Below are 24,672 nucleotides of genomic sequence, written 5' to 3'. Positions count from 1 at the left end.
CCCCTTTCCCTGTCGTCCTGTGGCGGCGCCTCAGTGGCGGAAGTGCCGCATGCCGGTAAAGACCATGGCGATCCCCGCCGCATCGGCGGCGTCGATCACTTCCTGGTCGCGCACCGAGCCGCCCGGCTGGATCACCGCGGTGACGCCGGCTTCCGCAACCACCTCCAAGCCATCGGCAAACGGGAAGAAGGCGTCCGAGGCGGCCACCGACCCCTGCGTCATCGGCGCGGCCAGGCCGGCGGCGGCTGCCGCATCCGCGGCCTTGCGCTGGGCGATCCGCGCCGCGTCCACCCGGCTCATCTGGCCGGCACCGATGCCGACGGTGGCGCCGCCCTTCGCATAGACGATGGTGTTCGACTTCACATGCTTGGCGACGCGGAAGGCGAACAACAGGTCCTCGATCTCGGCGGCCGTCGGCGCGCGCTTCGTCACCGCCTGCAGGCCGGCGGCCTCGATGCGGCCATTGTCCCTGGACTGCACCAGGAAGCCGCCCGCCAATGCCTTCCAGGTCAGGCCCGGGGCCAACGGGTCCGGCATGCCGCCGGTCAGCAGCAGGCGCAGGTTCTTCTTCCTCGCCAGGATCTCCTGCGCGGCGGCGTCGGCGTCGGGGGCGACGATCACCTCTGTGAAGATCGTGGCGATCTTTTCCGCCGTGGCCGCATCCAGGCTGCGGTTCAGCGCGACGATGCCGCCGAAGGCGGAGACGGGGTCGCAGGCGAGCGCGGCGTCCCAGGCCGCCGACAGGCTTTCCGCCTGGGCGACGCCGCAGGGATTGGCATGCTTGATAATGGCGATCGCCGGGCGGGAATCGAACTCGGCCACCAGTTCGAAGGCGGCGTCGGTGTCGTTCAGGTTGTTGTAGGACAGCGCCTTGCCCTGCAGCTGGCGGGCGCTGGCGACGCCGGGCCGCATCTCGGCGGTACGATAGAAAGCCGCCTCCTGGTGCGGGTTCTCGCCATAGCGCAGCACCTCCGTCCGGGTGCCGGAGAGGGTCATCCGCTCCGGGAACGGCACCTCCAGCACCTTCGCGAACCAGGTAGAGATCGCCGCATCGTAGGCGGCGGTCCGGGCATAGGCTTTCGCCGCCAGCGCCTGGCGCAGCGTGTCGGGCACGGCGCCGTCATTGGCGGTCATCGCCGCCATAACCGGCTCGTAGTCCTCGACATCCACCACCACGGCGACATCGGCATGGTTCTTCGCGGCCGACCGGATCATCGCCGGGCCGCCGATATCGATATTCTCGATCGTCTCCGCGAAATCAGCGCCGCGGGCGACCGTCGCCTCGAACGGGTAGAGATTCACCACCACCAGGTCGATCGGTGCGATGGCATGGGTCTCCATCGCCTCCCGATGGGCGGGCAGGTCGCGCCGGCCCAGGATGCCGCCATGCACCGTGGGATGCAGGGTCTTCACCCGACCGTCCATGATCTCCGGAAAGCCGGTCGCCTCGGACACCTCGCGCACCGCGATGCCGGCCTTGCGAAGCGCCGCGAAGGTGCCGCCGGTGGACAGGATCTCCACGCCGCGATCCGCCAGGAAGCGGCCGAACGCCTCCAGGCCGGTCTTGTCGGATACCGAGATCAGGGCGCGGCGGACGGTCATGGCGGGGGGCGCTCCGGCTGCTTCATGGCGGGGATGCTGGCGGGAAGCCGGGCTATAGCATGCGACGGCGCGGCGGAGAAAGCCGCCACATGCGGGCGGACTGGGCGGTGCCCGATGCCACCGGGGTCTGCAGGAAAGATTCAGGCAGACGGGATGCGGAACAGGCCCTATTCCCTATACCGGCCAAGGACAGGAAACGTGTGAACGGCATGCCCGATCTGGAAGCACTTGAATGCGATGCCGGGTTTCTCATCGACCCGGGCCGGGAGGAGGTCGACTGAGATGACGGCGGAACTGCGGAAGCGGCGACAGGAAGAACTGGAAACGGCGCTCGCCGAGGCGCGTGCTGCGCTGGACCGCAAGGACCTGGAGGCCGCCGTCGCCGCGTTCGAGAGGGCGCGCGCGGCGGGTGCCGCGCCGAAGCTGGTCGCCCGCGACCATGCGCTCGCCCTGTCGGAGCTCGGCCGCCATGCCGAGGCGGTGGATGCCTTCCGGGACTGGTTCGCAAAGCGGAAGAAGGACGGCGACACCCAGAATCTTATGGGCGTCCTGCTGAAGCGGGCGGGCCGCCTGCAAAAGGCGGTGGAGGTCTTCGAACGCGCCCGCCAGCTGCAGCCGAAGGGCCTCTCGCCGTGGCAGAACCTCGGCAATGTCCATGCACAGCTCGGCAATCATGAAGAGGCTGTGCGCTGCTATCGCGGCGCGCTGCGGCTGAGCCCGAAATCGCCGGACCTCTGGCGCCTCCTCGGGCGCAGCTGCCTGGCGGCCGGCAGGACCGAGGAGGCGATCGCAAGCTATCGCAAGGGTCTGGCGCTGGCGCCGGCCAACCAGACCCTCGCCGCCCTACTGCTGCAGGCGCTGCTGCAGACCCGGCAGTGGGACGAGGCGCGAAGCTTCATCGGCGGTCTGTGCGCGGCGCATCCCGACGACAGCGAGTTCGCCGTCCTGGCGGCCAGGCTGGCCTTCCGGACGGGCAATACCGATACCGCGGTGCGGCAGCTGGACGAGGTGCTGGCCCGGGAGCCCGGGAACCTGAGCGCGAACCTGCAGATCGCCACCATCTTCGCCGATTCAGACCGGCGCCGGGCAAACGAGGCGTTGGAGCGCGCGGTGGCCGCCCATCCGCAAAGCTTCGATGCGCTGGACCGCCTGATCGATTCCCTGGTCCGCAGCCGCTACGACAGCGAGACCGCGCATCTGGAGCGCGCCTACGTCCTTTCCCGCCGGCTGGTGGAGAGGTTCCCGTCGCGGATCCCGGACGCGGCCCGCAGCCTGCGCATGGTCTTCATGCGGGTGATGGACGAGGAGCGGATGGCGGCGACCGGCAGCTTTCACCGGCTGCTGCCGATCTGGCTGGGCGAAATGCGCCATACCGCGGCGCTGCACGAACTCGGACAGATCAGCGGCATGGACGACCGCCTCGCCCTGGTCGACTGGCACCGGGCCTGGGGCCGCCGGGTCGCGGCGGTTGTGCGACCGGTCACTCCCGTCGCCATGCCGGCGCTGGCAACGGGCAGGAAGCTGCGGATCGGCTTCATGTCCTCCGACCTGCGCAACCATCCGGTGACTTATTTCGCCCTGCCGTTGTTCGAAGGCTACGACCCCGAAAAGGTGGAGGTCTTCTGCTATTCCTTCAGCGAGAGGAGACCGGACAGCCTGCACCGGCAGATCGCCGGCAAGGTGACCGCCTTCCGGCATTGGCCGAAGATGGCCGATGCCGCAGTGGCGGAGGGCATCGCCGCCGACGGGCTGGACATCCTGTTCGAGCTGGGCGCTTCCACGGCGATGAACAAGCTGGAGGTGATGGCCTATCGCCCCGCCCGTCTGGGCGCCAGCTGGGTGGGTTATCCGCATTCCGCCGGGCTGGAGCAGATCGACTACATCCTGACCGACCCGTACATCACCCCGGAAGATCCCCGCCTGCTGATCGAGCGGCCGTTCGAGATGCCGGAGACCTGGGTCACCCTGTCGCGGATGTTCGGCGAGGTCGAGATCGCGGAGGACCTGCCGGAAGCGCGGAAGGGCCAGCTGACCTTCGGCACGGCGAACAACCCCTACAAGTACACGCCGTCATGCCTGGACGCCTGGGCGGCCGTGCTGCGCGCAGTTCCCGGTTCCCGCTTCCTGTTCCTGCGGCCGGAGGCCGCGGCCGCCAGCTTCGTCGCCAACAGCCGCGCCGCTTTTGCGCGCCGGGACGTGGATCCCGACCGGCTGGACTATATCGGCGTGCGCGGTGCCCATCTGAAGCACTACAACGAGATCGACATCGCCCTGGATACCTTGCCCCATACCGGCGGCACCACGACCTGCGAGACATTGTGGATGGGCGTGCCCGTGGTTTCCCTGGTCGGGCCGGGCTTCCCCGAGCGGCTGTCCTATTCGAACCTGTCGAATGCGGGACTCGGCGATCTCGCCGTCCGCACGGTCGACGACTATGTCGCACAGGCGGTCGGGCTGGCCGCGGACCGGACGCGGCGGCAGCAGCTGCGGCACGGCCTGAGGGCACAGATCCGCAGCCTGCCGCTGGGCCAGCCCGAGCGTTTCACGCGGCATTTCTACGACCTGGCCACCCGGGTCGCCGCCGAGTGACCGCAGCGGCCGGTGGGCGCCGGTCCTATTCCCCGGCCAGCCTTGTTCCTGCGGCAGCCGGATCGCAGTCGGGCCGCCGCGGCGCCTGCTCGGCACCGAGGACTGCGGGATCGCCGGCGAACTCGGGCACCAGCTGCCGCAGGATCTCCAGCATGCCGGCGGTGTCGCGTTCCGCCGCCGCTTCCCCCAGTGCATCGAGCAGCGGCCACAGGGTGGCGCGGTCGGGGCTGCGCGGCCCGCCCAGCAGGACGCCGTCCACCGCGGTCGGCCGGCCCTGCTCCTCAGGGTGCAGGATCTCCTCATGCAGCTTCTCGCCCGGGCGCAGGCCGGTATAGGCGATCTGCACGTCCTTGTCCGGCTGCCGGCCGGACAGGCGGATCATCTGCCGCGCCAGGTCGGCGATCCGCACCGGCTTGCCCATGTCCAGCACGAAGACGGAGCCGGAGCGGCTGGGCGCCAGGTCCGGCCGGGCGGCCGCCTGCAGGATCAGCTCCACCGCCTCCCGCACGGTCATGAAGAAGCGGGTGACGTCGGGATGGGTCACGGTCAGCGGCCCGCCGCGGGCCAGCTGACGCTGGAACAGTGGCACCACCGAGCCGGTGGAGCCCAGGACATTGCCGAAGCGCACGGCGACGAAGCGCGTGCCGTCGTCGGAGCCGCTCGCTGCGGCCCCGCCGCCAATGGTCTGGATCACCATCTCGGCGATCCGCTTGCTGGCGCCCATGACGTTGGTCGGGTTTACCGCCTTGTCGGTGGAGATCAGCACCATGGTGCCGGTGCCGTGCGCCAGGCAGGTCTCCGCCACCGTGCGCGTGCCGACGACATTGGTCAGAACCGCCTCGTTCGGGTTGGTCTCCACCAGCGGCACATGCTTGAACGCTGCGGCGTGGAAGACGATGTCCGGCCGCTCTGCCGCGAAGATCCGTTCCAGCCGGCGGCGGTCGCGGACATCGCCCAGCACCGCCCGGCGCGACAGGATCTCCGGCCGCTCCGCCAGCTCCAGGTCGATCTGGTAGAGGTTGTGCTCGCTGGCCTCGAACAGGACCAGCCGGCGTGGCCCCAGGGCCGCTATCTGGCGCACCAGCTCGCCGCCGATGGTGCCGCCGGCGCCGGTCACCAGGACGCAGCGGCCCTGCACCAGGCGCGCCAGCGGGGTCCGGTCGAGCACCCGCTGCGGCCGGCCCAGCAGGTCCTCCACGTCGATCGGCCGCAGCGGCGGCATGCCGTCGCCGCCGCTGCGCTGGAAGTCGGTGATCTCCGGCATCCGCGACAGCACCAGGCCCAGCTGGTCGGCGGTCTCCAGCAGCGCCTCGACCTTCGCGCCGTCCAGGTTGCGGGCGGCGATGATCAGCCGCTGCGGCCGGTTGCCGCTGCGGCCCAGGCGATCCACCAGCTCCGGGATCATCGACAGTTCGCCCAGCACCCGCACGCCGTGGATGTCGCGGCCGCGCCGTTTCGGATTGTCGTCGACCATGCCCACGACCCGGTAGCTGGCATGCTTCTGCCCGGACATGGCGCGGATGAAGGTCTCCGCCGGGGCGCCGGCGCCCACCAGCAGAACCGGCACCCGCGGGTCGGTGCGGCGTTCGAAGCTGCGCCGCAGGTTGCCGTCCTTCCAGGCCCGGTACAGCAGCCGCGGCCCCGCCAGCATCACGATCAGCAGCGGCCCGACGAAGACCAGGACGGAACGCGGGACATCGTCCAGCCGGGTGATCAGGAACAGGATGGGGATGAAGATCAGCACGGTCAGCGCCACCGCGCGGACGATCGCCACCAGATCGCGGAAGGAGGCGTAGTGCCAGATGCCGCGGTAGAGCCCGGTGGCGGTGAACACGACGGTCGCCACCAGGGTGAAGAGCAGGGTGCCTTCCCACAGGAAGAACAGGCCCTGCGGGGCGCCGGCCAGCCAGTAGCGGACCCAGATCGCCAGCTCCATGGCGGCGGCGGCCATGAAGATGTCGTGCATAACGACCACCGCGATGCGCGGGTTGAATGACAGCTGCGGCCGGCTCACGACTCGCTCCCGCCGCTGATCGCGGCACCGGGACGGCGTTCCTGGAAATGCCAGAAGGTTGCCGCCACCATCGCGGCGGCGCCGGCCAGCGCGGGCAGGCTCAGCGCGGGCCAGGCGACGGTCAGGCCGGCGAGCAGCACCAGGGCCAGGTTCAGCGGCACCAGCCGGGCGAGCACCCGGCCATGGCCGCCGAACTGCCGCGCCGCCTGCTGGTAGAAGTGCTGCCGGTGCGCCTGCCAGATGCGCTCGCCGCGCAGCAGCCGCAGGCCCAGGGTCAGCGAGGCATCGGCCAGGTGGTAGAGCGGCAGGATCAGGGCCGCGGCCCAATGGCCGTTGGCGGCCAGCAGCAGCAGCACCCAGCCGAGCAGGAAGCCCAGCGGCACGCTGCCGGCATCGCCCAGGAAGATGCGCGCCGGCGGCCGGTTCCACCACAGGAAGCCGCAGGCCGCGCCGGCCACCACGGCCAGGATCAGAAGCAGGCGCGGCCCTTCGGTGAGGAACGGCCCGGCCAGGATCACCGGGCCCAGCAGGGTGGCGCCCAGGGCGGCCATCAGAACGGCGCCGCCGGCGATGGTCACGGTCTCCACCGCAGTGATGCCGTCGATACCGTCCATGAAATTGTACAGGTTGACGAACCAGAGCCAGGCGAACCAGGCCAGGGCCAGATCGGCCCAGCCGGGCAGCAGGCCCTGGAAGATGCCGCCCGACGGCAGCGCCAGCAGGCCCGCGGCGCAGGCCAGTCCCTGCGCCAGCAGGCGCAGGCCCGCCGGCAGGCTGCCACGATCGTCGATCCAGGACAGCAGGGTCAGGGCCGCCATCAGCAGCAGGATCAGCGGCCCGTTCATCAGCAGCCCGTCCAGGTCGCGGGCATAGCCATGCCCGGTGGCCGCGATGGCGACGATGCCGCCGGCAAGGATGCTGGCGACCACTGCCAGGCCGCCGCCGCGCGGGGTCGGCACCGTGTGGCTGGAGCGGTCGTTCGGCAGGTCCAGGATCGCCCGCCGCAGCAGCCAGGCGCGCAGCGGCGCGATCGCGGCCGCCGTCAGCAGCGCGGCGCCAAGGGCCAGGATGACGAACAGGGTCCAGAACATCGCGCAGTCCTTAGCCCCGCGCCGGCCCATAGGCAAATGCCCCATGGGCAAGTGGATGGGTGGGGACCGATGGCGTGTCCGGCGTCACGGCAGCCGCCCGGCCGGCAGCACGGCGCGGTAGCAATCCATGCTTTCCGCCACGAACCGCTCGACGGAGAATTCCGCCATCGCGATCTCCCGGCCGCGGGCGGCCATCTGCCGGCGGCGCGCCGGGTCGTCGACCAGCGCGGCAAGGGCCTCCGCCAGCGCCGCGCCGTCACGGACCGGCACCAGCAGGCCATTCTCGCCATGGCGCACCACCTCGCGGCAGCCGGGCACGTCGGTCGTGACGATGGCACGGCCGCAGGCCGCCGCTTCGATCAGGGTGCGGGGCAGCCCCTCGCGGTAGGAAGGCAGGCAGACGATATGCGCCTCGTTCAGGGTCGCCTGCATGGCATCGGAATAGCCGCGCACCTCCACCAGCCCCTCCGCCTGCCAGGCGGCCACCTGCTCGGCGCCGACATCGGTCGGGTTCTGCGGATCGTGCCGGCCGACCAGGACGAAGCGGGCCGGGGACCCGCGGTCCTTCAGGATGCGGGCGGCGGCGATGAACTCGTTCAGCCCCTTGTCGCCGATCAGCCGTGCCGGGAACATCACCACCGGCGGCCCCTCCGGTTCCGGCGCGGGGCTGAACTCGGTCATGTCGACGCCGCAGCCGCGGATCATGACGATCCGCTCGGGCCGCGCCAGGCGGTGGCGCAGGAACAGGTCGCGGTCGTCGCCATTCTGGAAGATGACCCGGCCGTTGCCATGCCCGATGGCAAAGCGGAACAGCGCCTTCACCGCCTGCCGCTGCGCCCAGGCCACCGGCCCGCTGCGGATGAACAGATAGCCCAGCCCGGTGATCGCATGGACCACGGCGGGCACGCCCAGCAGCCGGGTGGCGATGCCGCCCCAGATCACCGGCTTCATCGAGACATGGTGCACCAGGTCCGGTTCAACCTGGCCGACGATGTAGGAGATGCTGGCCAGAAGCTTCAGTTCCGCCAGCGGGTTGCGGCCGCCGCGGGCCAGCGGGATCGGATGGAAGGTCAGCCCCGCCCGCTCGATCCGTTCGATGCCGCGCGGATCCGGCGGCGCGGCGACATGCACGTCGAAGCCTGCCTCGCGCATCGCCACGCCGACCGGCATGCGATGGGTGGTGAAGAACAGCGCCTCGTGGCTGAGATAGAGGATGCGCCCCCTGGGATTGGCCTGGCCGGCCTGCCGGTCGGTCATCCCGTCAGTTTCGCCAGCGCCCATTTGACGATGGTGGTGTCGCCGGCGGTGATGCCGTTCAGCACGATCTGCTGGCTGCGTCGGCGGATCCCGTCGGCACCCAGATAGACGCTTTCCTCCAGCGCCATGCCGCCGCCGGCGACCCGCATCCGCCAGCCCTTGCCGGAGGTCGTCTTCAGGATTGCCTGCGCACCGTCATGCAGCAGGGAGGCGCGGATCTCCGGATGCAGGTGGAAGCGGATCGTCAGCGGGCAATCCTCCGGCCGGCTGCCGTCGGCCCGCCGCAGCTTGCGCAGCATGTCCTCGCCCCGCAGGTCGTCGCCATCGGCATGCAGGTAGAGCCGCCGGCGATGGCGCAGACCGAAGCGCGCCTCATAGCCGGCATGCTCCCCCTCGATCCAGAAATTGCCGTCCTGGATCTGCCGGGTGACGGTGGGCGCCGGCGGCAGCGGCGCCGCCAGCCAGCCGGCCGGCAGGGCATCCTCCTCCGCCACCGTCAGGGTGGAATGAGCGGCGGTCCCGGCCAGGGCGCTGCGCCAGTGCGGATCGGCCGCGGTACCGCAATTCACGATGATCCGGTCGCGGCCATGGCTGAACTCCATCGCCAGCGGCGACAGGTGCGGCGCGTCGGTGGTGTCGGGCACCGGCCAGCCGACATCCATCAGCAGCACCGCCCGCTTCGCCTCGGCCCGCTCGTACTGGCCGTAGGGGGCGCTCTCCAGCGGCTTCGCCTTGCTGTCGGCCAGCTTCAGCGCGGCGTCGATGCGGCTGGCCCGCTCCTCTACCGCCCCGTGGAAGACCGCCAGCCCGCCATCGCCATGGCGCAGGGTGCGCAGCATCGGCGCCATCCGGTCCACCGCATTGGCCAGGGCTTCCGGCGCCTCCCAGTTGGCGTCCAGGCAGGTGCGGCGCAAGCCTGCCAGGATCGCCAGCAGCCGGTACTGGCGGGACGGGTTGCGGGACCGGTGCATGCCATCGGGCAGGATCTCGGCATTGAGGATCCGCGCCAGGCCGGCAAAGGCGGCTTCCCGGCGACGCTCCAGGTCCGGCAGGCAGAGCGCCGCCGTGCAAAGCGCGGTCCAGGCCAGCACGGGTTCCACGCCGGCCTGCCGCAGGCGCAGCGCGTCCGACAGGTGGCGGGCCTGGCGCGACAGCCCCTCCAGGAAGGCCTTGCGGAACGCGGCATCGCTGCCGCGCAGCAGCGGGTCGGCGAAGGTCAGCCAGTTCAGCAGTCGCACCGAAAGGATGTCGGTCCGCCAGCAGATCCGGTGCCAGCGCGGATGCCGGCTCAACCAGGCGCCGACCAGGCGGCGCGCACGCTCCGCCGCCTCCGCCTGGCGGTCGCCGGTGATGGCATGCAGGTCGCGCAGGAACTCAAAGCCATGCAGCCAGGCCGCCAGGCCGGGATCGGCGGGCTCCCGTCCCCAGGGATCCTCCTTCGGCAGGTCGCTTTCCAGCCCCTGCACCCGGATCACCCCGTCCAGCAGCGACAGGCCATGCTCGGCATCGCCGGGCAGGCGCGCCCGCGGGCGAAACACGAGGTCCTTCGGCGGCGAGTCGCTCAGGAAATAGTTGTACAGGCCGGTCTCGAAGATCTTCGGCGCCAGTCTGTCGCGCAGCCGCTGCCAGGGGCCGCGGCGCTGCGCCGCCACATTCTCCGGCAGCGCCGGCAGGCCGCCGCCCGGGCCGCGCGGCGGCGCCGTCACCACCAGGCTGCCGGCGCTGCGCTGCGCCTTCTGCCCGCTGCCTGACTTGCCCCGCCCTTCGCTGGGGGCGGCCGGCCGGTCCAGCGGGTCCGCGCGCATCATGCCGCCTCGCGCAGCCGGCGGATATTCTCCGCATAGGCGGATTCGCCGCCGGCGAAGCTGGCGGTGCCGGCAACCAGCACGTCGGCGCCGGCCGCGACGACCCGGCGCGCGGTCTCGACATTGATGCCGCCATCCACCTCCAGGTCGATCTGCCGGCCGGTCGCGTCGATCGCCGCCCGCAGCCGTGCGATCTTCTCCAGCTGGCTGGCGATGAAGCCCTGTCCGCCGAAGCCGGGATTGACGCTCATCACCAGGACCAGGTCGACCATGTCCAGGACGGCGATCGCCGCCTCGGCCGGGGTGCCGGGGTTGAGCGACACGCCGGCCTTCCTGCCCAGCGACCGGATCAGCTGCAGCGACCGGTGCAGGTGGGGACCCGCCTCGGCATGCACGGTGATGATGTCGGCGCCGGCCTCGGCAAAGGCCGGGATATAGGGATCGACCGGAGCAATCATCAGATGCACGTCGAAGGGCTTTGTGCTGTGCGGCCGCAGCGCGGAGACGACGATCGGCCCGATCGTCAGGTTCGGCACGAAATGGCCGTCCATCACGTCGACATGGATATAGTCGGCGCCGGCACGATCGATCGCCGTCACCTCCGCGCCCAGGCGGGCGAAATCGGCGGACAGGATGGAGGGCGCGATGCGAATCGGTCGGGTCATCGTCGGGTGGTATCAGCTTCCCATGGCAACGGCAATGGCTTCGGTTGTCGGGTCAAAAGACATGAAAATCAATGACTTTCGAGAATTTCCTGGCATACTGATTTCACTGATTGACGGAAGGCGGGGGGCCCGGCACCGTAGCGTCCATCCGATTCGGACCGGGCCGCCAAGGCTGCCAGAGGCCATTGTGCACCGGAACCGGACCCCTTCGTAGTCCGAACCGGCCGGAAGCGTGGATCCCAATCGCATGAACCGACGAGACTTCAACCGGACACTGTTCTCGCTGGCGGCGGGTGCCGCCCTGCTGGGGGCCGCCGGCCCGGCGCTGGCCGCGACCCCGCTGCCGCGCCCGCGGCCCTTCCACCTGCGGCAGGGCCTGCCGCGGGCGAAGGTGGTGCTGGACCCCGGCCATGGCGGGCGCGATCCGGGCGCGCTCGGCGTCACGGGGGTGCGGGAGAAGGACGTCACCCTCGACATCTGCCGTACGATCCGCGACCGCATCGGCCGCTCCGGCGGGCCGGAGATCCTGCTGACCCGCGACGGCGACGTCTTCCTGCCGCTGAACGACCGCATCGCCTTTGCCGAGGAGATGGATGCCGACCTGTTCATCTCGATCCATGCCGATGCCGCTCCGACCCCGGCCGCGCGCGGCCTGTCCGCCTATACCCTGTCGGAGCGCGCCTCCGATGGCCTGGCCGACGCCCTCGCCTCCACGGAAAACCGGGTCGACCGGCTGTACGGCGTCGATCTCAGCCATACCGACGCCGCGGTGGCGATGATCCTGCAGGATCTCGCCCATCGCTACAGCCACCATGCCTCCCGCACCGCCAAGCAGAAGCTGGTCTCCGGCCTCGTGGGCCAGATCGACCTGCTCTACAACCCGATGCGCTCCGCCAGCTTCGCGGTGCTGAAGTCGGCGCAGGTGCCGGCCGTCCTGCTGGAGACCGGCTTCCTGTCGAATCCCCAGGACGAGCGCCTGCTGGCGCAGACCGAAAGCCGGCGCCGGATCGCCGCCATCCTCGGCAACCGGATCGCCACGGTGGCGGGAGAACTGCGGATCCAGGCGGGCGCCTGAGCGCCCCGTTTAACGTCTCAGTCCGCCGTCCGCAGCAGGGCCAGGTAGAACCCGTCCAGGCCACCACGCTCCGGCCAGAGATCCGGTGCGGTCAGCAGTCCGTCGCCGCAGGCCGCCCCGGCGGGCAGGCCGAGTGCCGCCGGGGCCAGCGGCACCTGGCACAGGTCCGGATGGCGCGACAGCGCCGCGGCGATCCGCTGCGGCCCTTCCTCCGGCTGCAGGCTGCAGACGCAGTAGAGCAGCGGCGCGCCGGGCGACAGCCGCGCAATGGCGGCATCCAGAAGCCGGTCCTGCATCGCGGTGATTGCGGCGATGTCGCCGGCACGCCGCAGGTGCAGAATATCCGGATGCCGGCGCAGGGTGCCGGTCGCGGAACAGGGCGCGTCCAGCAGGACGCCGTCGAAACGGCGCGGATCCGGCCATGCCGCGGCGTCCGCCGCCGCGGTTTCCGCCGACAGTCCCAGGCGGGCCAGGTTCTCCGTCAGCCGGGCAAGCCGTGCGGGATCCTGGTCCAGCGCCGTCACCGACGCGCCCATGGCCGCCAGCTGCGCCGTTTTGCCGCCGGGCGCTGCGCACATGTCCAGCAGCTGCAGCCCCTCCAGGCCGCCGCCGTCGCGCAGGGTGGTCGCCAGGGCCCGTGCCGGCAGCGCGGCCGCCGCATCCTGCACCCACCAGGCGCCGTCGCGGAAACCCGGCAGGCCCTCGATGCGGCCGCCGGCCGCCCGGCGCAGGCTGTTGCCGGACAGGCGCTCCGCTTCCAGGCGCTCCGCCCAGCCACCGGCATCTGACCGTACGGTGATGTCGAGGGGGGCTTCCGCCAGGCTGGCCGTAGCTATCGCCGCGGCGCGATCCGCGCCATAGGCGGCCAGCCAGCTGTCGCGGAGCCAGTCCGGCAGCGCCGCCAGCGGCCGCTCCGCGGCCAGGATCGCGGCCTTTTCGCCGGCGATCCGTCGCAGCACGGCATTGACCAGGCCACGAAAGGGGGAGTGCGGCGGCAGCATCGCGACACTGGAATGCACGGCGGCATGATCGGGAACGTCCAGGTACAGGATCTGTGCCGCGCCCAGGCGCAGCGCGGCGATGGCCGGGCTGGAGGCCTTGCCCGGGCGCAGCGGCCGGGCAAGGCGGTCTGCGACCGTGGCATCGATCGGCCGCAGGTGGCGCAGCACCGCCATGCACAACGCCCGCACGAAGGCGCGGTCGCGATCGTCGCGCGCGGCAAGGCGGCCGTCGCCGCTGCAGGCTGCGGCAAAGGCACGATCGAAGCTGCGCCCTTCCTCCAGCACCTCGGTCAGAAGCCCTGCAGCGGCCTGGCGTGCGGCATCCCCGAGCGCATCGGGATCGCGGCCTGCGGTCCGCTCCGGCGCGCTCCGGGGGCCGTTTCTCGGCCCGCGCGGCTTCCGCGCCCCCGCAGCCCCGGACGGGGCGCGCCGCTGCGTCGCCCCGGAGGCGCCGCGATCGGGCCTGCCGCGACCGGTCACGACCAGGGCCCGGGCCGGCGGCGTCCCGCCTGCGGGACGGCACCACCGGAGCGGGTCGGTTCCGGTGCCGGCCGGCCGGCCGTGCGGCGGGCCGCGGGGGCGGACCGGCCAGCTGCCGGCATGCCGCCCATGCTCGAGGCGAGTTCCTGCAGGCGGGCGATCCGGTTGGCGGTGCTGGGATGGGTGGCGAACAGGTTGTCGGCGCCGCGCCCGCTCAGCGGGTTGATGATGAACAGCTGGGCGGAGGCCGGGTTCTCCTCCGCCGTCTGGTTGACCGGGCCGCCGCGCGCGATGCGCTCGATCTTGCCCAGCGCGCTGGCCAACGCCATCGGCTGGCCGGAAATCTCCGCGCCGCCGCGGTCGGCGCCATATTCCCGGGTCCGGCTGATCGCCATCTGCACCAGGGCCGCCGCCAGGGGCGCCAGGATCATCAGCGCGATGGAGCCGACGATGCCCAGCGGGTTGTTGCGGCTGCCGCCGAAGAACAGCGCGAAATTGGCCAGCATGGAGATCGCGCCGGCCAGGGTCGCCGTGATCGTCATGATCAGGGTGTCGCGGTTCTTCACATGTGCCAGTTCGTGCGCCATCACGCCGGCGATCTCGTCCCGGCTGAGGCTGTTCAGCAGGCCGGTGGTCGCCGCCACCGCCGCGTTCTGCGGATTGCGGCCGGTGGCGAAGGCGTTGGGCTGTGGCGTGTCGATGACATAGACCTTCGGCATCGGCAGCCCGGCATTGCCGGCCAGCCGTTCCACGATGGCATAGAATTCCGGCGCCGTGCGGGCATCGACCTGGCGCGCGCGGTACATGCGCAGCACCATCTTGTCGCTGTTCCAGTAGGCGAACAGGTTCATCGCCGCCGCCACCGCCAGCGCGATCAGCATGCCGGCCTCGCCGCCGATCAGGTAGCCGATACCCATGAACAGCGCGGTCATGGCCGCGAGCAGGATGCCGGTACGGAACATGTTCATTGCGGTTCACTTCCCAGTGTCAGGCGTCCCCCGGCCAGAGGCTTCCGGCAGGGCTGCCGGTCCGGTTGGGCGCCGCCGGGGGACCGGCCTATATGTAGGGACAGGACGCTGCCAAGGCGAGATGCATTCCGGCCCCCGCATGGTGACCGGAACGGAGAGGAGGAGCGATGAGCGAGGACGCGAAGCGACCGGCAGCCGGTGGCACCGATGCCGGCGTCGAGAGCCCCGCGGCTGCCGCGGGCGCGAAGAAGCCGAAGCCGGCCCATGTCCTGGAACAGGCGCCGGGGGAGATCGGCGGGCCCGACGGGCCGGAACCGACGCGCTACGGCGACTGGTCGTTCAAGGGCATCGCCAGCGATTTCTGAGGCCCTGCGGGCAACCGGCCCGGCCGCCTGAGGCAGCCGGGCGTCAAGTGCAGGTCGCGCGAATTGTTCGCCTTCAGCGACCGAGGGGGTCCGCCGCTGCCGCTCCCGGCCCGTCGGTCTTTGCGCTCCGGCGCTAGCGGTTCATCCGGTTGTCGACCAGGGAGTCGACCACGCCGGGATCGGCCAGGGTGGTGGTGTCGCCCAGGTTCGAGGGGTCATTCTCCGCGATCTTGCGCAGGATGCGACGCATGATCTTGCCGGAGCGGGTCTTCGGCAGGCCCGGCGCCCATTGCAGCAGGTCGGGCGCCGCGATCGGGCTCAGCTCGCTGCGGACATGCTTCACCAGGTCCTTGCGCAGCTCCTCGCTGGGTTCCGCGCCTTCCACCAGGGTGACATAGGCGTAGATGCCCTGCCCCTTGATGTCGTGCGGATAGCCGACCACCGCGGCCTCCGCGACCTTGGCATGGGCGACCAGCGCGCTCTCGATCTCCGCCGTGCCCAGGCGATGGCCGGACACGTTCAGGACATCGTCGACCCGGCCGGTGATCCAGTAATAGCCGTCCTCGTCCCGGCGGCAGCCGTCGCCGGTGAAATAGCGGCCGGGGAAGGTCGAGAAATAGGTCTCCACGAACCGCGCATGATCGCCATAGACGGTCCGCATCTGCCCGGGCCAGGACTGCGCGATGCACAGGTTGCCGCTGGTGGCGCCCTCCAGCACCTTGCCCTCGCCGTCGACGATCACCGGCTCCACGCCGAAGAAGGGCAGGGTGGCGGAGCCCGGCTTCTGGTCGATCGCGCCGGGTAGCGGGGTGATCAGGATGCCGCCGGTCTCGGTCTGCCACCAGGTGTCGACCACCGGGCAGCGGCTGTCGCCGACCACGTCGTGATACCAGCGCCACGCCTCCGGGTTGATCGGTTCGCCCACCGAGCCGAGCAGCCGCAGGGTCGACCGGCTGGCCTTCTTCACCGGGCCTTCGCCCTCGCGCATCAGGGCGCGGATGGCGGTCGGCGCGGTGTAGAAGATCGTCACCTTGTGCTTGTCGCAGACCTGCCAGAAGCGCGAGCTGTCCGGATAGTTCGGCACCCCTTCGAACATCAGGGTGGTCGCGCCGTTCGCCAGCGGGCCGTAGACGATATAGCTGTGGCCCGTCACCCAGCCGACATCGGCGGTGCACCAGTGGATGTCGCCGTCGTGATAGTCGAAGACATACTGGTGCGTCATGCCGGCATAGAGCAGGTAGCCGCCGGAAGTGTGCAGCACGCCCTTCGGCTTGCCGGTCGAGCCGGAGGTATAGAGGATGAACAGCGGGTCCTCGGCGTTCATCTCCTCCGGCGGGCAGTCGGCGGAGACGGCCTTCATCGCCTCGTGCAGCCAGACGTCGCGGCCCTCGGCCCAGCCGATATCGGCGCCGGTGCGGTGGACGACGACCACCTTCTTCACCTCGGGACAGCTTTCCAGCGCCTTGTCCACATTGCCCTTCAGCGGGATCTTGCGGCCACCCCGGACCCCTTCGTCGGAGGTGATGACGAATTCAGACTGGCAGTCCTGGATCCGGTCGGCGATGGAATGGGGGGAGAAGCCGGCGAAGATCACCGAATGGACCGCGCCGATGCGGGCGCAGGCCAGCATCGCATAGGCCGCCTCCGGGATCATCGGCAGGTAGATCGTCACCCGGTCGCCCTTCTTCACGCCCTGTGCCTTCAGCACGTTGGCGAAGCGGCAGACCTGCTCGTGCAGCTCGGCATAGCTGATGTTGCGCGACTGGTCGGGCTCGTCGCCCTCCCAGATGATGGCGGTCTGGTCCGCGCGCTCCGGCAGGTGCCGGTCGACGCAATTGGCGCAGACGTTCAGGCTGCCGTCGTAGAACCAGCGGATATGCAGGTCCTTGGCGTCATAGGAGACGTCGCGCACCTTGCTGTAGGGCGCAATCCAGTCCAGGCGCTTGCCCTGCTCCGCCCAGAAGGCCTCCGGATCGGCGATCGAGGCCTGGTACATCTCCCGGTATTTGGCGGCATCCACCCAGGCGCGCTTTGCCCAGTCCGCGCTGACGGGGAACCTGTCCTCGGCCATCTTCTTCCTCCCATTGGCAATTGCGCCGGCTGTTCCGCGCCCGGCCGGCGGATCATAACGGAGGCCGCCCTTGCCCGGCGAGTCCGCAGGCCGTCCCTGCGTCCTTCGGGCAATCGACCTCGGCGGCGCGGCCCCCTATCATGCCCGCCCCGTACCCGACCGAGGAGGTTGTGCCATGAAGGGCAAACCGGAAGTGCTGGAGCAGCTGAACAAGATCCTGTTCAACGAGCTCACGGCGATCAATCAGTACTTCCTGCATGCCAGGATGCTGCGCAACTGGGGCCTGCATGCCCTCGCCAAGATCGAGTACGAGGAATCGATCGACGAGATGAAGCATGCCGACAAGCTGGTGGAGCGGATCCTGTTCCTGGAAGGGCTGCCGAACCTGCAGGACCTGGGCAAGCTGCTGATCGGCGAGAATGTCGAGGAGCTGCTCGACAACGACCTCGCCCTCGAGATGAAGGCGATGCCGGACCTGCGGGCGGCGATTGCAGTCTGCGAGACGGCGCAGGACTATATCAGCCGCGAGATCCTGGAGGACATCCTGGAATCCGAGGAAGAGCATGTGGACTTCCTGGAGACCCAGAAGGACCTGATCGGCAAGCTGGGCCTGCAGAACTACATGCAGTCGGCGATGGGGGAGCTGGAGGATTCCGGCAGCTAGAGCGTCCCATCTTTGGTGGAAACCTTGTCGTTCTCGGGCTTGACCCGAGAACCCGTTCCGCAATCCGATCAGCAGCCGGGAAGCTTGCGGAATGGATCCCGGCTCAGGGCCGGGATGACGATTGTAGATTTGGCACAGCTTCCACCTCTTCTGGGCACGATCTAGGCACCGGAACGAGGGGCCGTCGGAATGCTGCCGGCCGTGCTAGTCCGAATGCCCGCCCGCCGATAGGGCGAGCGGTACGATCTTGGTCGGTGTCGGCACACTGCCGCCCTGGTGATCCCGGGCGGCGGTGACAGGATTTCTCTGTCCACCTTCGTGCGGGGCCGAGGCTGCCGTCCGGAGCCCGCCCCGGAGGCCGCCGAGGCTGGCACTCACCCGCAGAAGGGTCAGGCTACGCCAGAGCAGCACGGCGGGCGTCCGCGACCGGCATCGGCTGGACGGAAGCGACGGCGGTCCGGCTGTCGCTGGCGGCAGCCTCTGCGGACCGCTCCCGGTCCATCGGGCAGAGCATCTGGCCGGCATAGTCGAGGCATCTGCCGCAGCGCGGCGGACCCTGCAGGGCGGAATAGACGGTGACCGGGCAGGTGGAGCCGATTTCCTCGGCCTTTGCCCGGATGTCGCGATCATTGTGGCCGTTGCAGAGGCAAACAATCATGGGCCGCCCTCGCGGTCGGTACGCACTCGATACGCTGCCCATCTTGTCGTGCCGAACTGAAAATGCAAGTGATTGTCATTGATTCGGCGTGAGAATCGCTCGCGACCGTGTGACGACGGTATCGGGATGCCTTGAAGCCGCCTCCGGCGGCGGCCGCTCAGCCCTTCGGCACCCCGCCCATGGCGCAGACCTGCGTCCATTCCTCTGCCGTCACGGGCTGCACGGAAAGGCGGGAATTCTTCACCAGGACCATTTCAGACAGCCCGGGCTCAGCCTTGATCTGCGCCAGGGTGACCGGGGTCTTCATCGGCCGCACGGCGGTCACGTCCACCATGCCGAACTTGCCGCTGTCATCGGCGGGGTCGGGATAGAAGGTGCGGCTCACCTTCACGATGCCGACCACCTGCTTCTCCGACACCGAGTGATAGAAGAAGCAGCGATCGCCCTTCTTCATCGCCCGCATGTTGTTGGCCGCCTGGTGATTGCGCACCCCGTCCCAGTGGGTGCTGCCAGCCTTCACCTGGTCGTCCCAGGACCAGGTCCCCGGCTCCGTCTTCACCAGCCAGTACTGCATGCGTCGTCCCCTCTCCGAATCAGCTGCCCTGCCGGCACGTCACGTGGCCGGGTCCTCCGCCCGGAACGGCCGGGCCAGCAATGCTGCCATCGCCGATTCCAGGTCGGCACCCTGGTGCAGCACGGCATGCACCGCCGCGGCCACCGGCAGGTCCAGGCTGCGCGACTGCGCGATGGCATGGACCGCCCGCGCCGTGTGCACACCTTCGACCACGCGTGCACCCCCGGCAAGCGCCGTGTCCAGGGTCGCCCCGCGGCCGATCGCGACGCCCAGCCTGGTATTGCGCGAGGTTTCGCTCAGGCAGGTCAGCAGCGCATCGCCGATGCCGCTCAGGCCCATGCAGGTCTCCGCCCTGCCGCCCAGGGCAACGGTGAGCCGCGCCATCTCCGCGATACCGCGGGTCAGCAGGGCGGCCCGCGCATTCTCCCCCAGCGCGCGCCCGATCACCGCGCCGCAGGCGATCGCCAGGACGTTCTTGTAGGCGCCGCCCACCTGCACGCCGATCGGGTCGTCGCTGCGATAGGGGCGGAACCAGGGGCGGCCGAAGGTGGCGACCAGCGCCTCGCCCAGGTGCCGCTCCGCCGCCCCGACCGACGCCGCCGCGGGCAGGCGGCGGGCGACCTCGCCGGCGAAGTTGGGGCCGGAAAGCACCGCTGCCGGATGCCCGGGCAGTTCCTCCGCCACCACGTCGGTCAGCAGCATGCCGGTGGCGATCTCCAGTCCCTTGGCGCAGAGCAGCACCGGGACGGCCGCCGATCCGCGCGCCGCCAGCAGCGGCCGCAGCCGGCGCAGCAGCTCGCGCAGGGCCTGGGCCGGCACGGCGGCCACCAGGAGGTCGGCGTCCGCCAGTGCCCTGTCCAGGTCGGCGGTCGCAGCGATGCGTGGCGACAGGGGGATGTCCGGCAGCGCGGCCGGATGGAGATGGCGGTCGCCGATCGCGGCGGCCACAGCCGGATCGCGCGCCCAGAGGGTGACGTTTGGGGGGGTGACGTTTAGGGGGGTGACGTCGGGGGCATCCGCGTCGGCACCGGTATCGGCCAGGATCTGTGCCAGCGCCGTGCCCCAGGCGCCGCCGCCCAGCACCGTCACCCGCGCAAAATGCGGGATCCTGCCTGCGGAACCGCCGGCCATGCCTCAGATCGCCATGTTGAAGGCGATGGAGATCCGGGTGCCGCTGCCGCGATAGGGCCGCACGGAATGGTTCAGCCAGGACGGGAACAGGAACATCTCGCCGGCGCGCGGCCGGAACAGCATCGCCGCCCCCGCCGCGCCGCCGTCGGGCATGTCGAAGACCAGGCCGGGGGCGTACATGGCGGGCGCCAGCCCGCGCGGGTCCTGGATCTCGAACTCGCCGCCCAGGGCGGGATCGTCGCCGGCGCCGGCATCGTCGACATAGTAGCAGGCGGACCAGAAATTGCCGGGATGGGCATGGCCGTCGTTCCACTGCCCCGCCCGGTTGATATTGGCCCAGGCATGCACCCGCCAGGCGGGCTTGGGCGAGCGGCCGTCGCGCGCCGCCGTCAGCCGGCTCGCCAGGGCCTTGCCGGCCTCGATCACCTGGGCGCCCTCCGCGCCGCTCCAGTCCAGGAAATCGTCCTCCGACTGCCAGCCGCCGACATTGGAGATCACGTTGCCGGACGCCTGCTTCTCCCGCTCCAGGATCCGCGGACGCAGCGCCGCGTTCAGCGCCTCTGCCGCCGCCAGGCGGCAGACGGCGAACGGCGTCGCGAAGGTCGCCTTCACGTCGACCCGGGTGAAGGGCTGCGCCGCCACGGTCAGACGCTCATGTTGAAGGCGATGGAGATCCGCATGCCCTTGCCGCGATAGGGGCGCACCGCATGGCTCAGCCAGGCCGGGAAGATCAGCATGTTGCCGGCCCGCGGCGAGATCAGCTCGCTGGCGCCGACCGACTGCATCCCCGGCAGGGTGAAGGCCAGGTTGGGGGCGTACATCGCCGGGCCGATGCCGCGCGGGTCCTGCAGCTCGAACTCGCCGCCCAGGCTGGGATCCTCGCCGATGCCGCCATCTTCGACATAATAGGCGCCCGACCAGTAGGCGCCCGGATGGGTGTGGAACTCGTTGGCATGGCCGGTGCGGTTGATGTTCGCCCAGGCGTTCATCTTCCACTCCACCTTCACCGGCTGGCCCATGCGGTTGCCGGTCAGCCGGTCGGCTGCCGCCCGTGCCGCCTGCAGCAGCACCTGTGCCGGCGGCCCGCCCCAGTCGGCCAGTTCCCAGTCGGACTGCCAGCCGCCCAGGTTGGAATGCTCGGTGCCGCCGCTGTCCTGCGCCTCGCGCTCCAGCACGATGCGCTTCAGGTCGGCGTTCAGCCGCTCCGCATTGGCCAGGCTGACCAGTGCGACCGGGGTCGGGAAATAGGCCCGCGGCTGGAATTCCTTGATCGTGATCGGCTGAGCCATGGTCTCGCTTCGCATCCAGATGGTCGTCGGTCGGAGGGTGTCCGGTTCGGGCGCGCGCGGCGCCAGATCATGCAGAGGCGGCGGAACGGCGGCAAGCCGTCATGCCTTCACCCCGGCGAAGGGCAGCGGCGCCGCCCCGGGATCCAGCGGCCAGCGCGGCCGCGGCGCCACGTCCAGCGGATCGGTGAGGCCGCGCCGCAGCCGCTCGATACCGGCAAGCGCCACCATCACGCCGTTATCGGTGCACAGCCGCAGCGGCGGCACCACAAGCCGCCAGTCGCGACCGGCGGCCAGGCTGGCCAGGGCCTGTCGCAGCGCCTGGTTCGCCGCCACCCCGCCGGCGACGACCAGCGCCCTGCCGCGCCCTGCAGTCCGTTCTTCGTGCAGGGACATGGCATGGCCGACCCGGTCCACCATCACCTCCGTGACGGCGGCCTGGAAGCTGGCGCAGATGTCCGCCACCGGCAGGGGCGGCTCCGCCGCGGCCACGGCCAGCCGTACCGCGTTCTTCAGGCCGGAGAAGGAGAAGTCGCAGCCCGCGCGGCCCTTCAGCGGCCGTGGCAGGGGGATCGCGCCAGGATCGCCCGCCGCGGCGGCCCGCTCCACCGCCGGCCCGCCGGGATAGCCCAGGCCCAGCATCTTGGCGACCTTGTCGAAAGCCTCGCCAACCGCATCATCGATGGTGGAGCCCAGACGGGTGAACCGGCCGACATCGTGCACGGTGAGGAGCTGGCAATGGCCGCCGGACACCAGCAGCAGCAGGTAGGGGAAGTCCAGTTCCGCCTCCAGGCGCGGGCTCAGGGCATGCGCCTCCAGGTGGTTCACGGCAACCAGCGGGCGCTCGGCGGCCAGCGCGATCGCCTTCGCCGTGGTCAGCCCCACCAGCAGCCCGCCGATCAGCCCCGGCCCGGCCGTCGCGGCGACGGCATCCACGTCGCCATAGTCCAGCCCGGCCTCGGCCATCACCTCCGCCACCAGCCGGTCCAGATGGGCGACATGGGCGCGCGCGGCAATTTCCGGCACCACCCCGGCATAGGGCGCATGTTCGGCGATCTGGCTGTAGACCCGCTCGGCCAGGACATGCGGGCGACCGCCATCCTCCGCCGCCACCAGGGCGGCGGCGGTTTCGTCGCAGCTCGTTTCCAGTCCAAGCACGATCATCGCGGTCCCGTTTCTGCTGCCGGCCCGGCCGCCCCGGCCGGGGTCCGCCGCATGGCGTCTTGCGCCCGGCGGCGGAGCTTTGCAAGGTGCCGTGCTGCCGCGGGCGGCCCTTCCCGATCCGCCGGCGATCCCCGACACCCCTGTCCCGGAGCATCATGTCCCCGTCCGAAAGATCCCGGCCTGCCCCCGCCCTGCGCATCGGGACGCGTGGCTCGCCGCTCGCCCTGGCCCAGGCGCGGGAGGTCGCGGCGCGACTGCTCGCCGCACATCCTGCGCTGGCCGAGCGGCCGCCCGAGGTGGTGGCGATACGCACCACCGGCGACCGGATCACCGACCGCCCCCTGGCGGAGGTCGGCGGCAAAGGCCTGTTCACCAAGGAGATCGAGGAGGCGCTGCTCGACGGCCGGGTCGACATGGCGGTGCATTCCATGAAGGACATGCCGACGGTGCTGCCCGACGGGCTGGTGATCGACTGCCTGCTGCCGCGCGAGGATCCGCGCGACGCCCTGATCCTGCCGCCGCCGGCAGGTCCGGGCGGCGGCGTCGTCCTGGACGGGGTGCCGCAGGGGGCGGTGGTCGGCACCTCCTCCCTGCGGCGCCGGGCGCTGCTGCTGCACCGGCGGCCGGACCTGAAGGTGGTCGACTTCCGCGGCAATGTGGACACCCGCCTGGCGAAGCTGCGCGACGGCGTCGCGCAGGCGACCTTCCTGGCGATGGCGGGGCTGAACCGCCTGCAGCGCCACGGCATCGGCGAGCAGCCGCTGCCGCCGGAGGAGATGCTGCCGGCGGTCGCCCAGGGTGCCATCGGCATCGAGCGCCGGCAGGACGACGATGCGGTGGCGGCCCTGCTGGCGCCGCTGTCCGACCCGCACTGCGCGCTCTGCGTCGCCGTGGAACGCGCCTTCCTGGCGGAGCTGGACGGGTCCTGCCGGACGCCGATCGCCGGCCATGCCGAACTGATCGGGGAACCGGCCGGCGCCGGAGGCGTTAGCGAAGCGGGGGCCAAGGACGGGTCGGCCTTCCGGATCCGCTTCCGCGGCGGCATCGCCAGCCCCGACGGCGCGCAGGCATTCTTCGCCGAGGAGAGCGCTGCCGCTGCCGACGCGGCGGCGATGGCGGTGGCGATGGCGCGGCGGCTGCTGGCGCAGGCCGGTCCCGGCTTTCTGGCCGGCTGAACGGAGGGGCGGGTGCGCATCCTGGTGACCCGACCGCAGCCCGATGCGGATGCGTTCGCCGCGCTGCTGGCCGCGCGGGGCGTCACGCCGGTGGTCGAACCGCTGCTGACGGTGCGGATCGTCGCGGACGGCCCGCCCGACGGGAGCGGTGCGCAGGCCGTCCTGCTGACCTCCGCCAACGGGGCGCGGGCGCTGGCCCGGGCCTGCGGCGGCGCGCTGACGGCAGGGCTGGCGGCTCTGCCCGCCTGGGCGGTCGGGGCGGCGACGGCAGCGGCGGCCCGGGATGCCGGTTTCGCCGCGGTGCACGACGCCGATGGCGATGCCGCGGCTTTGGCGGCGGCCATCCGGCGCGCTTTGGCGCCGGCCGATGGCCCGCTGCTGCATGTGCGGGCGCATCACGTTGCCGGCGACCTGTCCGGGGCCCTGGCCGCTTCGGGCTTCGAGGTACGGCCTGCCGTGCTGTACCGCACGGAGGGGGCGACAGCCCTTTCGCCCCGGTTGCAGGCCGACCTGCGAGCCGGCACGCTGGACGGCGTGACATTATTCTCGCCGCGCACCGCCAGGGCATTTGCTAGTCTCCTGGTGGCGGCCGGGCTGGCAGACCGGGCGCGCGACCTGACCGCCTTCTGCCTCAGCGCGGCAGTGGCGGACGCCGCGGGGGAGCTTCCCTGGCGGGACAGAAGAACAGCTGCGGTGCCGCGATCGGAGGCGCTGCTGGATCTTGTCGCCGGTCAGGCGGCGCCGGGCGAACGCCTGCAGGGGGTGGAGCAGTGAGCGACGGCAAGCAAAGCAAGCCGGAAGACAAGAAGCCGGGCAGGATTATCGACGCCGAGATCGAGCCGGTCTCGCCGGAGGATGCTGCCAAGCCGGGACGGCCCGACGATCCGCCACGGGTCGACCTGCGGGATTCGTCAGGCCAGGCCGACAGGAAGACGGCGGAGTCCGGGCCGGCAGGCACCAGGCCGGCGGCCGATCCCAAGGCGCCCGAAAGTAAGCAAGGCGAAAGCAAGCCGGGCGAAAGCAAGCCGGGCGACCAG

The 24,672-nt window shown here is 70.8% G+C and carries 22 protein-coding genes; 7 read left to right on the top strand and 15 right to left on the bottom strand.

The window, feature by feature from the left end; all coding sequences use genetic code 11:
- Positions 1-30 precede the first annotated feature (30 nt).
- Positions 31-1,602 carry a bifunctional phosphoribosylaminoimidazolecarboxamide formyltransferase/IMP cyclohydrolase gene (purH, locus tag ACFOGJ_RS08365; protein ID WP_379899400.1) on the bottom strand — a complete coding sequence of 524 codons (1,572 nt, stop codon included), beginning with the start codon at positions 1,600-1,602 and terminating at the stop codon, positions 31-33.
- 282 nt (positions 1,603-1,884) lie between these two features.
- Here purH and ACFOGJ_RS08360 point away from each other — a divergent pair, with 282 nt between their 5' ends.
- Positions 1,885-4,191: an O-linked N-acetylglucosamine transferase, SPINDLY family protein gene (locus tag ACFOGJ_RS08360; RefSeq protein WP_379899399.1), complete on the top strand. Its 2,307-nt coding sequence runs from the start codon at positions 1,885-1,887 to the stop codon at positions 4,189-4,191.
- A gap of 25 nt (positions 4,192-4,216) precedes the next feature.
- On the opposite strand, the gene ACFOGJ_RS08355 is transcribed toward ACFOGJ_RS08360, so the two are convergent.
- The 5 genes from ACFOGJ_RS08355 to rpe form a co-directional block, all read right to left on the bottom strand.
- Positions 4,217-6,205, bottom strand: a complete 1,989-nt coding sequence (locus tag ACFOGJ_RS08355) for a polysaccharide biosynthesis protein (protein ID WP_379899398.1) — start codon at positions 6,203-6,205, stop codon at positions 4,217-4,219.
- Positions 6,202-7,296, bottom strand: a complete 1,095-nt coding sequence (locus ACFOGJ_RS08350) for a glycosyl transferase (protein WP_379899397.1) — start codon at positions 7,294-7,296, stop codon at positions 6,202-6,204. Before ACFOGJ_RS08350 ends, ACFOGJ_RS08355 begins: the two co-directional genes overlap by 4 nt.
- A gap of 84 nt (positions 7,297-7,380) precedes the next feature.
- Positions 7,381-8,553 carry a glycosyltransferase family 4 protein gene (locus ACFOGJ_RS08345; protein ID WP_379899396.1) on the bottom strand — a complete coding sequence of 391 codons (1,173 nt, stop codon included), beginning with the start codon at positions 8,551-8,553 and terminating at the stop codon, positions 7,381-7,383.
- Positions 8,550-10,361 (bottom strand): heparinase II/III family protein, encoded by a 1,812-nt coding sequence (locus tag ACFOGJ_RS08340; protein ID WP_379899395.1) that lies wholly within the window; start codon positions 10,359-10,361, stop codon positions 8,550-8,552. Before ACFOGJ_RS08340 ends, ACFOGJ_RS08345 begins: the two co-directional genes overlap by 4 nt.
- Complete coding sequence (rpe, locus tag ACFOGJ_RS08335; protein WP_379899394.1) at positions 10,358-11,023, bottom strand: ribulose-phosphate 3-epimerase; 666 nt, start codon at positions 11,021-11,023, stop codon at positions 10,358-10,360. Before rpe ends, ACFOGJ_RS08340 begins: the two co-directional genes overlap by 4 nt.
- 247 nt (positions 11,024-11,270) lie before the next feature.
- On the opposite strand from rpe, the gene ACFOGJ_RS08330 reads away from it, so the two are divergent.
- Complete coding sequence (locus tag ACFOGJ_RS08330; protein WP_379899393.1) at positions 11,271-12,098, top strand: N-acetylmuramoyl-L-alanine amidase family protein; 828 nt, start codon at positions 11,271-11,273, stop codon at positions 12,096-12,098.
- A 17-nt stretch (positions 12,099-12,115) separates the two neighbouring features.
- Here the strand turns inward: ACFOGJ_RS08330 and ACFOGJ_RS08325 are convergent, their stop codons facing one another.
- A complete protein-coding gene (locus tag ACFOGJ_RS08325) occupies positions 12,116-13,579 on the bottom strand; it encodes an RsmB/NOP family class I SAM-dependent RNA methyltransferase (RefSeq protein WP_379899392.1) in 1,464 nt (487 codons plus the stop codon).
- Positions 13,576-14,547 carry a zinc metalloprotease HtpX gene (gene htpX, locus ACFOGJ_RS08320; RefSeq protein WP_379899391.1) on the bottom strand — a complete coding sequence of 324 codons (972 nt, stop codon included), beginning with the start codon at positions 14,545-14,547 and terminating at the stop codon, positions 13,576-13,578. The genes ACFOGJ_RS08325 and htpX overlap by 4 nt, the downstream gene beginning before the upstream one ends.
- Positions 14,548-14,714: 167 nt before the next feature.
- On the opposite strand from htpX, the gene ACFOGJ_RS08315 reads away from it, so the two are divergent.
- On the top strand, positions 14,715-14,912 hold the full coding sequence (locus ACFOGJ_RS08315; protein ID WP_379899390.1) for a DUF1674 domain-containing protein: 198 nt from the start codon (positions 14,715-14,717) through the stop codon (positions 14,910-14,912).
- Between the two features lie 133 nt (positions 14,913-15,045).
- Here the strand turns inward: ACFOGJ_RS08315 and acs are convergent, their stop codons facing one another.
- Complete coding sequence (acs, locus tag ACFOGJ_RS08310) at positions 15,046-16,983, bottom strand: acetate--CoA ligase (protein ID WP_379899389.1); 1,938 nt, start codon at positions 16,981-16,983, stop codon at positions 15,046-15,048.
- 175 nt (positions 16,984-17,158) lie between these two features.
- Between acs and bfr the strand changes: the two genes are divergently transcribed.
- A complete protein-coding gene (gene bfr / locus ACFOGJ_RS08305; RefSeq protein ID WP_379899388.1) occupies positions 17,159-17,647 on the top strand; it encodes a bacterioferritin in 489 nt (162 codons plus the stop codon).
- Positions 17,648-18,041: 394 nt separating this feature from the next.
- On the opposite strand, the gene ACFOGJ_RS08300 is transcribed toward bfr, so the two are convergent.
- From ACFOGJ_RS08300 to tsaD, 6 genes are all read right to left on the bottom strand, one after another.
- Positions 18,042-18,305, bottom strand: a complete 264-nt coding sequence (locus ACFOGJ_RS08300; RefSeq protein ID WP_379899387.1) for a (2Fe-2S)-binding protein — start codon at positions 18,303-18,305, stop codon at positions 18,042-18,044.
- A 157-nt stretch (positions 18,306-18,462) separates the two neighbouring features.
- Positions 18,463-18,879 carry an EVE domain-containing protein gene (locus ACFOGJ_RS08295; RefSeq protein WP_379899385.1) on the bottom strand — a complete coding sequence of 139 codons (417 nt, stop codon included), beginning with the start codon at positions 18,877-18,879 and terminating at the stop codon, positions 18,463-18,465.
- A gap of 39 nt (positions 18,880-18,918) precedes the next feature.
- The gene (locus ACFOGJ_RS08290; protein WP_379899384.1) at positions 18,919-20,010 is read right to left on the bottom strand and encodes an NAD(P)H-dependent glycerol-3-phosphate dehydrogenase; all 1,092 of its coding nucleotides are present in this window, start codon (positions 20,008-20,010) and stop codon (positions 18,919-18,921) included.
- Between the two features lie 3 nt (positions 20,011-20,013).
- Positions 20,014-20,652 (bottom strand): TIGR02466 family protein, encoded by a 639-nt coding sequence (locus ACFOGJ_RS08285; protein ID WP_379899383.1) that lies wholly within the window; start codon positions 20,650-20,652, stop codon positions 20,014-20,016.
- Positions 20,653-20,654: 2 nt separating this feature from the next.
- Positions 20,655-21,299 carry a TIGR02466 family protein gene (locus ACFOGJ_RS08280; protein WP_379899382.1) on the bottom strand — a complete coding sequence of 215 codons (645 nt, stop codon included), beginning with the start codon at positions 21,297-21,299 and terminating at the stop codon, positions 20,655-20,657.
- A 99-nt stretch (positions 21,300-21,398) separates the two neighbouring features.
- Positions 21,399-22,460, bottom strand: coding sequence for a tRNA (adenosine(37)-N6)-threonylcarbamoyltransferase complex transferase subunit TsaD (gene tsaD / locus ACFOGJ_RS08275; RefSeq protein ID WP_379899381.1), 1,062 nt, complete (start codon positions 22,458-22,460; stop codon positions 21,399-21,401).
- Positions 22,461-22,615: 155 nt separating this feature from the next.
- On the opposite strand from tsaD, the gene hemC reads away from it, so the two are divergent.
- From hemC to ACFOGJ_RS08260, 3 genes are all read left to right on the top strand, one after another.
- On the top strand, positions 22,616-23,635 hold the full coding sequence (gene hemC / locus ACFOGJ_RS08270) for a hydroxymethylbilane synthase (RefSeq protein ID WP_379899380.1): 1,020 nt from the start codon (positions 22,616-22,618) through the stop codon (positions 23,633-23,635).
- Positions 23,636-23,647: 12 nt separating this feature from the next.
- Positions 23,648-24,409 carry a uroporphyrinogen-III synthase gene (locus ACFOGJ_RS08265; protein ID WP_379899379.1) on the top strand — a complete coding sequence of 254 codons (762 nt, stop codon included), beginning with the start codon at positions 23,648-23,650 and terminating at the stop codon, positions 24,407-24,409.
- On the top strand, positions 24,406-24,672 hold a 267-nt coding region (locus ACFOGJ_RS08260), incomplete at its 3' end, for a hypothetical protein (protein WP_379899378.1). The genes ACFOGJ_RS08265 and ACFOGJ_RS08260, both read left to right, overlap by 4 nt.

This window comes from Marinibaculum pumilum (genome assembly GCF_042646425.1).
Lineage (GTDB): Bacteria > Pseudomonadota > Alphaproteobacteria > Ferrovibrionales > Ferrovibrionaceae > Marinibaculum > Marinibaculum pumilum.
This window is presented reverse-complemented; position numbering and strand designations above follow the sequence as displayed.

Coding starts and splice junctions, on each gene's coding strand:
- ACFOGJ_RS08295 (WP_379899385.1), bottom strand. CDS start 18,879: ATGCAGTACTGGCTGGTGAAGACGGAGCCGGGGACCTGGTCCTGGGAC.
- ACFOGJ_RS08300 (WP_379899387.1), bottom strand. CDS start 18,305: ATGATTGTTTGCCTCTGCAACGGCCACAATGATCGCGACATCCGGGCA.
- ACFOGJ_RS08350 (WP_379899397.1), bottom strand. CDS start 7,296: ATGTTCTGGACCCTGTTCGTCATCCTGGCCCTTGGCGCCGCGCTGCTG.
- acs (WP_379899389.1), bottom strand. CDS start 16,983: ATGGCCGAGGACAGGTTCCCCGTCAGCGCGGACTGGGCAAAGCGCGCC.
- ACFOGJ_RS08360 (WP_379899399.1), top strand. CDS start 1,885: ATGACGGCGGAACTGCGGAAGCGGCGACAGGAAGAACTGGAAACGGCG.
- ACFOGJ_RS08280 (WP_379899382.1), bottom strand. CDS start 21,299: ATGGCTCAGCCGATCACGATCAAGGAATTCCAGCCGCGGGCCTATTTC.
- ACFOGJ_RS08345 (WP_379899396.1), bottom strand. CDS start 8,553: ATGACCGACCGGCAGGCCGGCCAGGCCAATCCCAGGGGGCGCATCCTC.
- htpX (WP_379899391.1), bottom strand. CDS start 14,547: ATGAACATGTTCCGTACCGGCATCCTGCTCGCGGCCATGACCGCGCTG.
- purH (WP_379899400.1), bottom strand. CDS start 1,602: ATGACCGTCCGCCGCGCCCTGATCTCGGTATCCGACAAGACCGGCCTG.
- tsaD (WP_379899381.1), bottom strand. CDS start 22,460: ATGATCGTGCTTGGACTGGAAACGAGCTGCGACGAAACCGCCGCCGCC.
- ACFOGJ_RS08315 (WP_379899390.1), top strand. CDS start 14,715: ATGAGCGAGGACGCGAAGCGACCGGCAGCCGGTGGCACCGATGCCGGC.
- rpe (WP_379899394.1), bottom strand. CDS start 11,023: ATGACCCGACCGATTCGCATCGCGCCCTCCATCCTGTCCGCCGATTTC.
- ACFOGJ_RS08290 (WP_379899384.1), bottom strand. CDS start 20,010: ATGGCCGGCGGTTCCGCAGGCAGGATCCCGCATTTTGCGCGGGTGACG.
- bfr (WP_379899388.1), top strand. CDS start 17,159: ATGAAGGGCAAACCGGAAGTGCTGGAGCAGCTGAACAAGATCCTGTTC.
- ACFOGJ_RS08330 (WP_379899393.1), top strand. CDS start 11,271: ATGAACCGACGAGACTTCAACCGGACACTGTTCTCGCTGGCGGCGGGT.
- ACFOGJ_RS08340 (WP_379899395.1), bottom strand. CDS start 10,361: ATGATGCGCGCGGACCCGCTGGACCGGCCGGCCGCCCCCAGCGAAGGG.
- hemC (WP_379899380.1), top strand. CDS start 22,616: ATGTCCCCGTCCGAAAGATCCCGGCCTGCCCCCGCCCTGCGCATCGGG.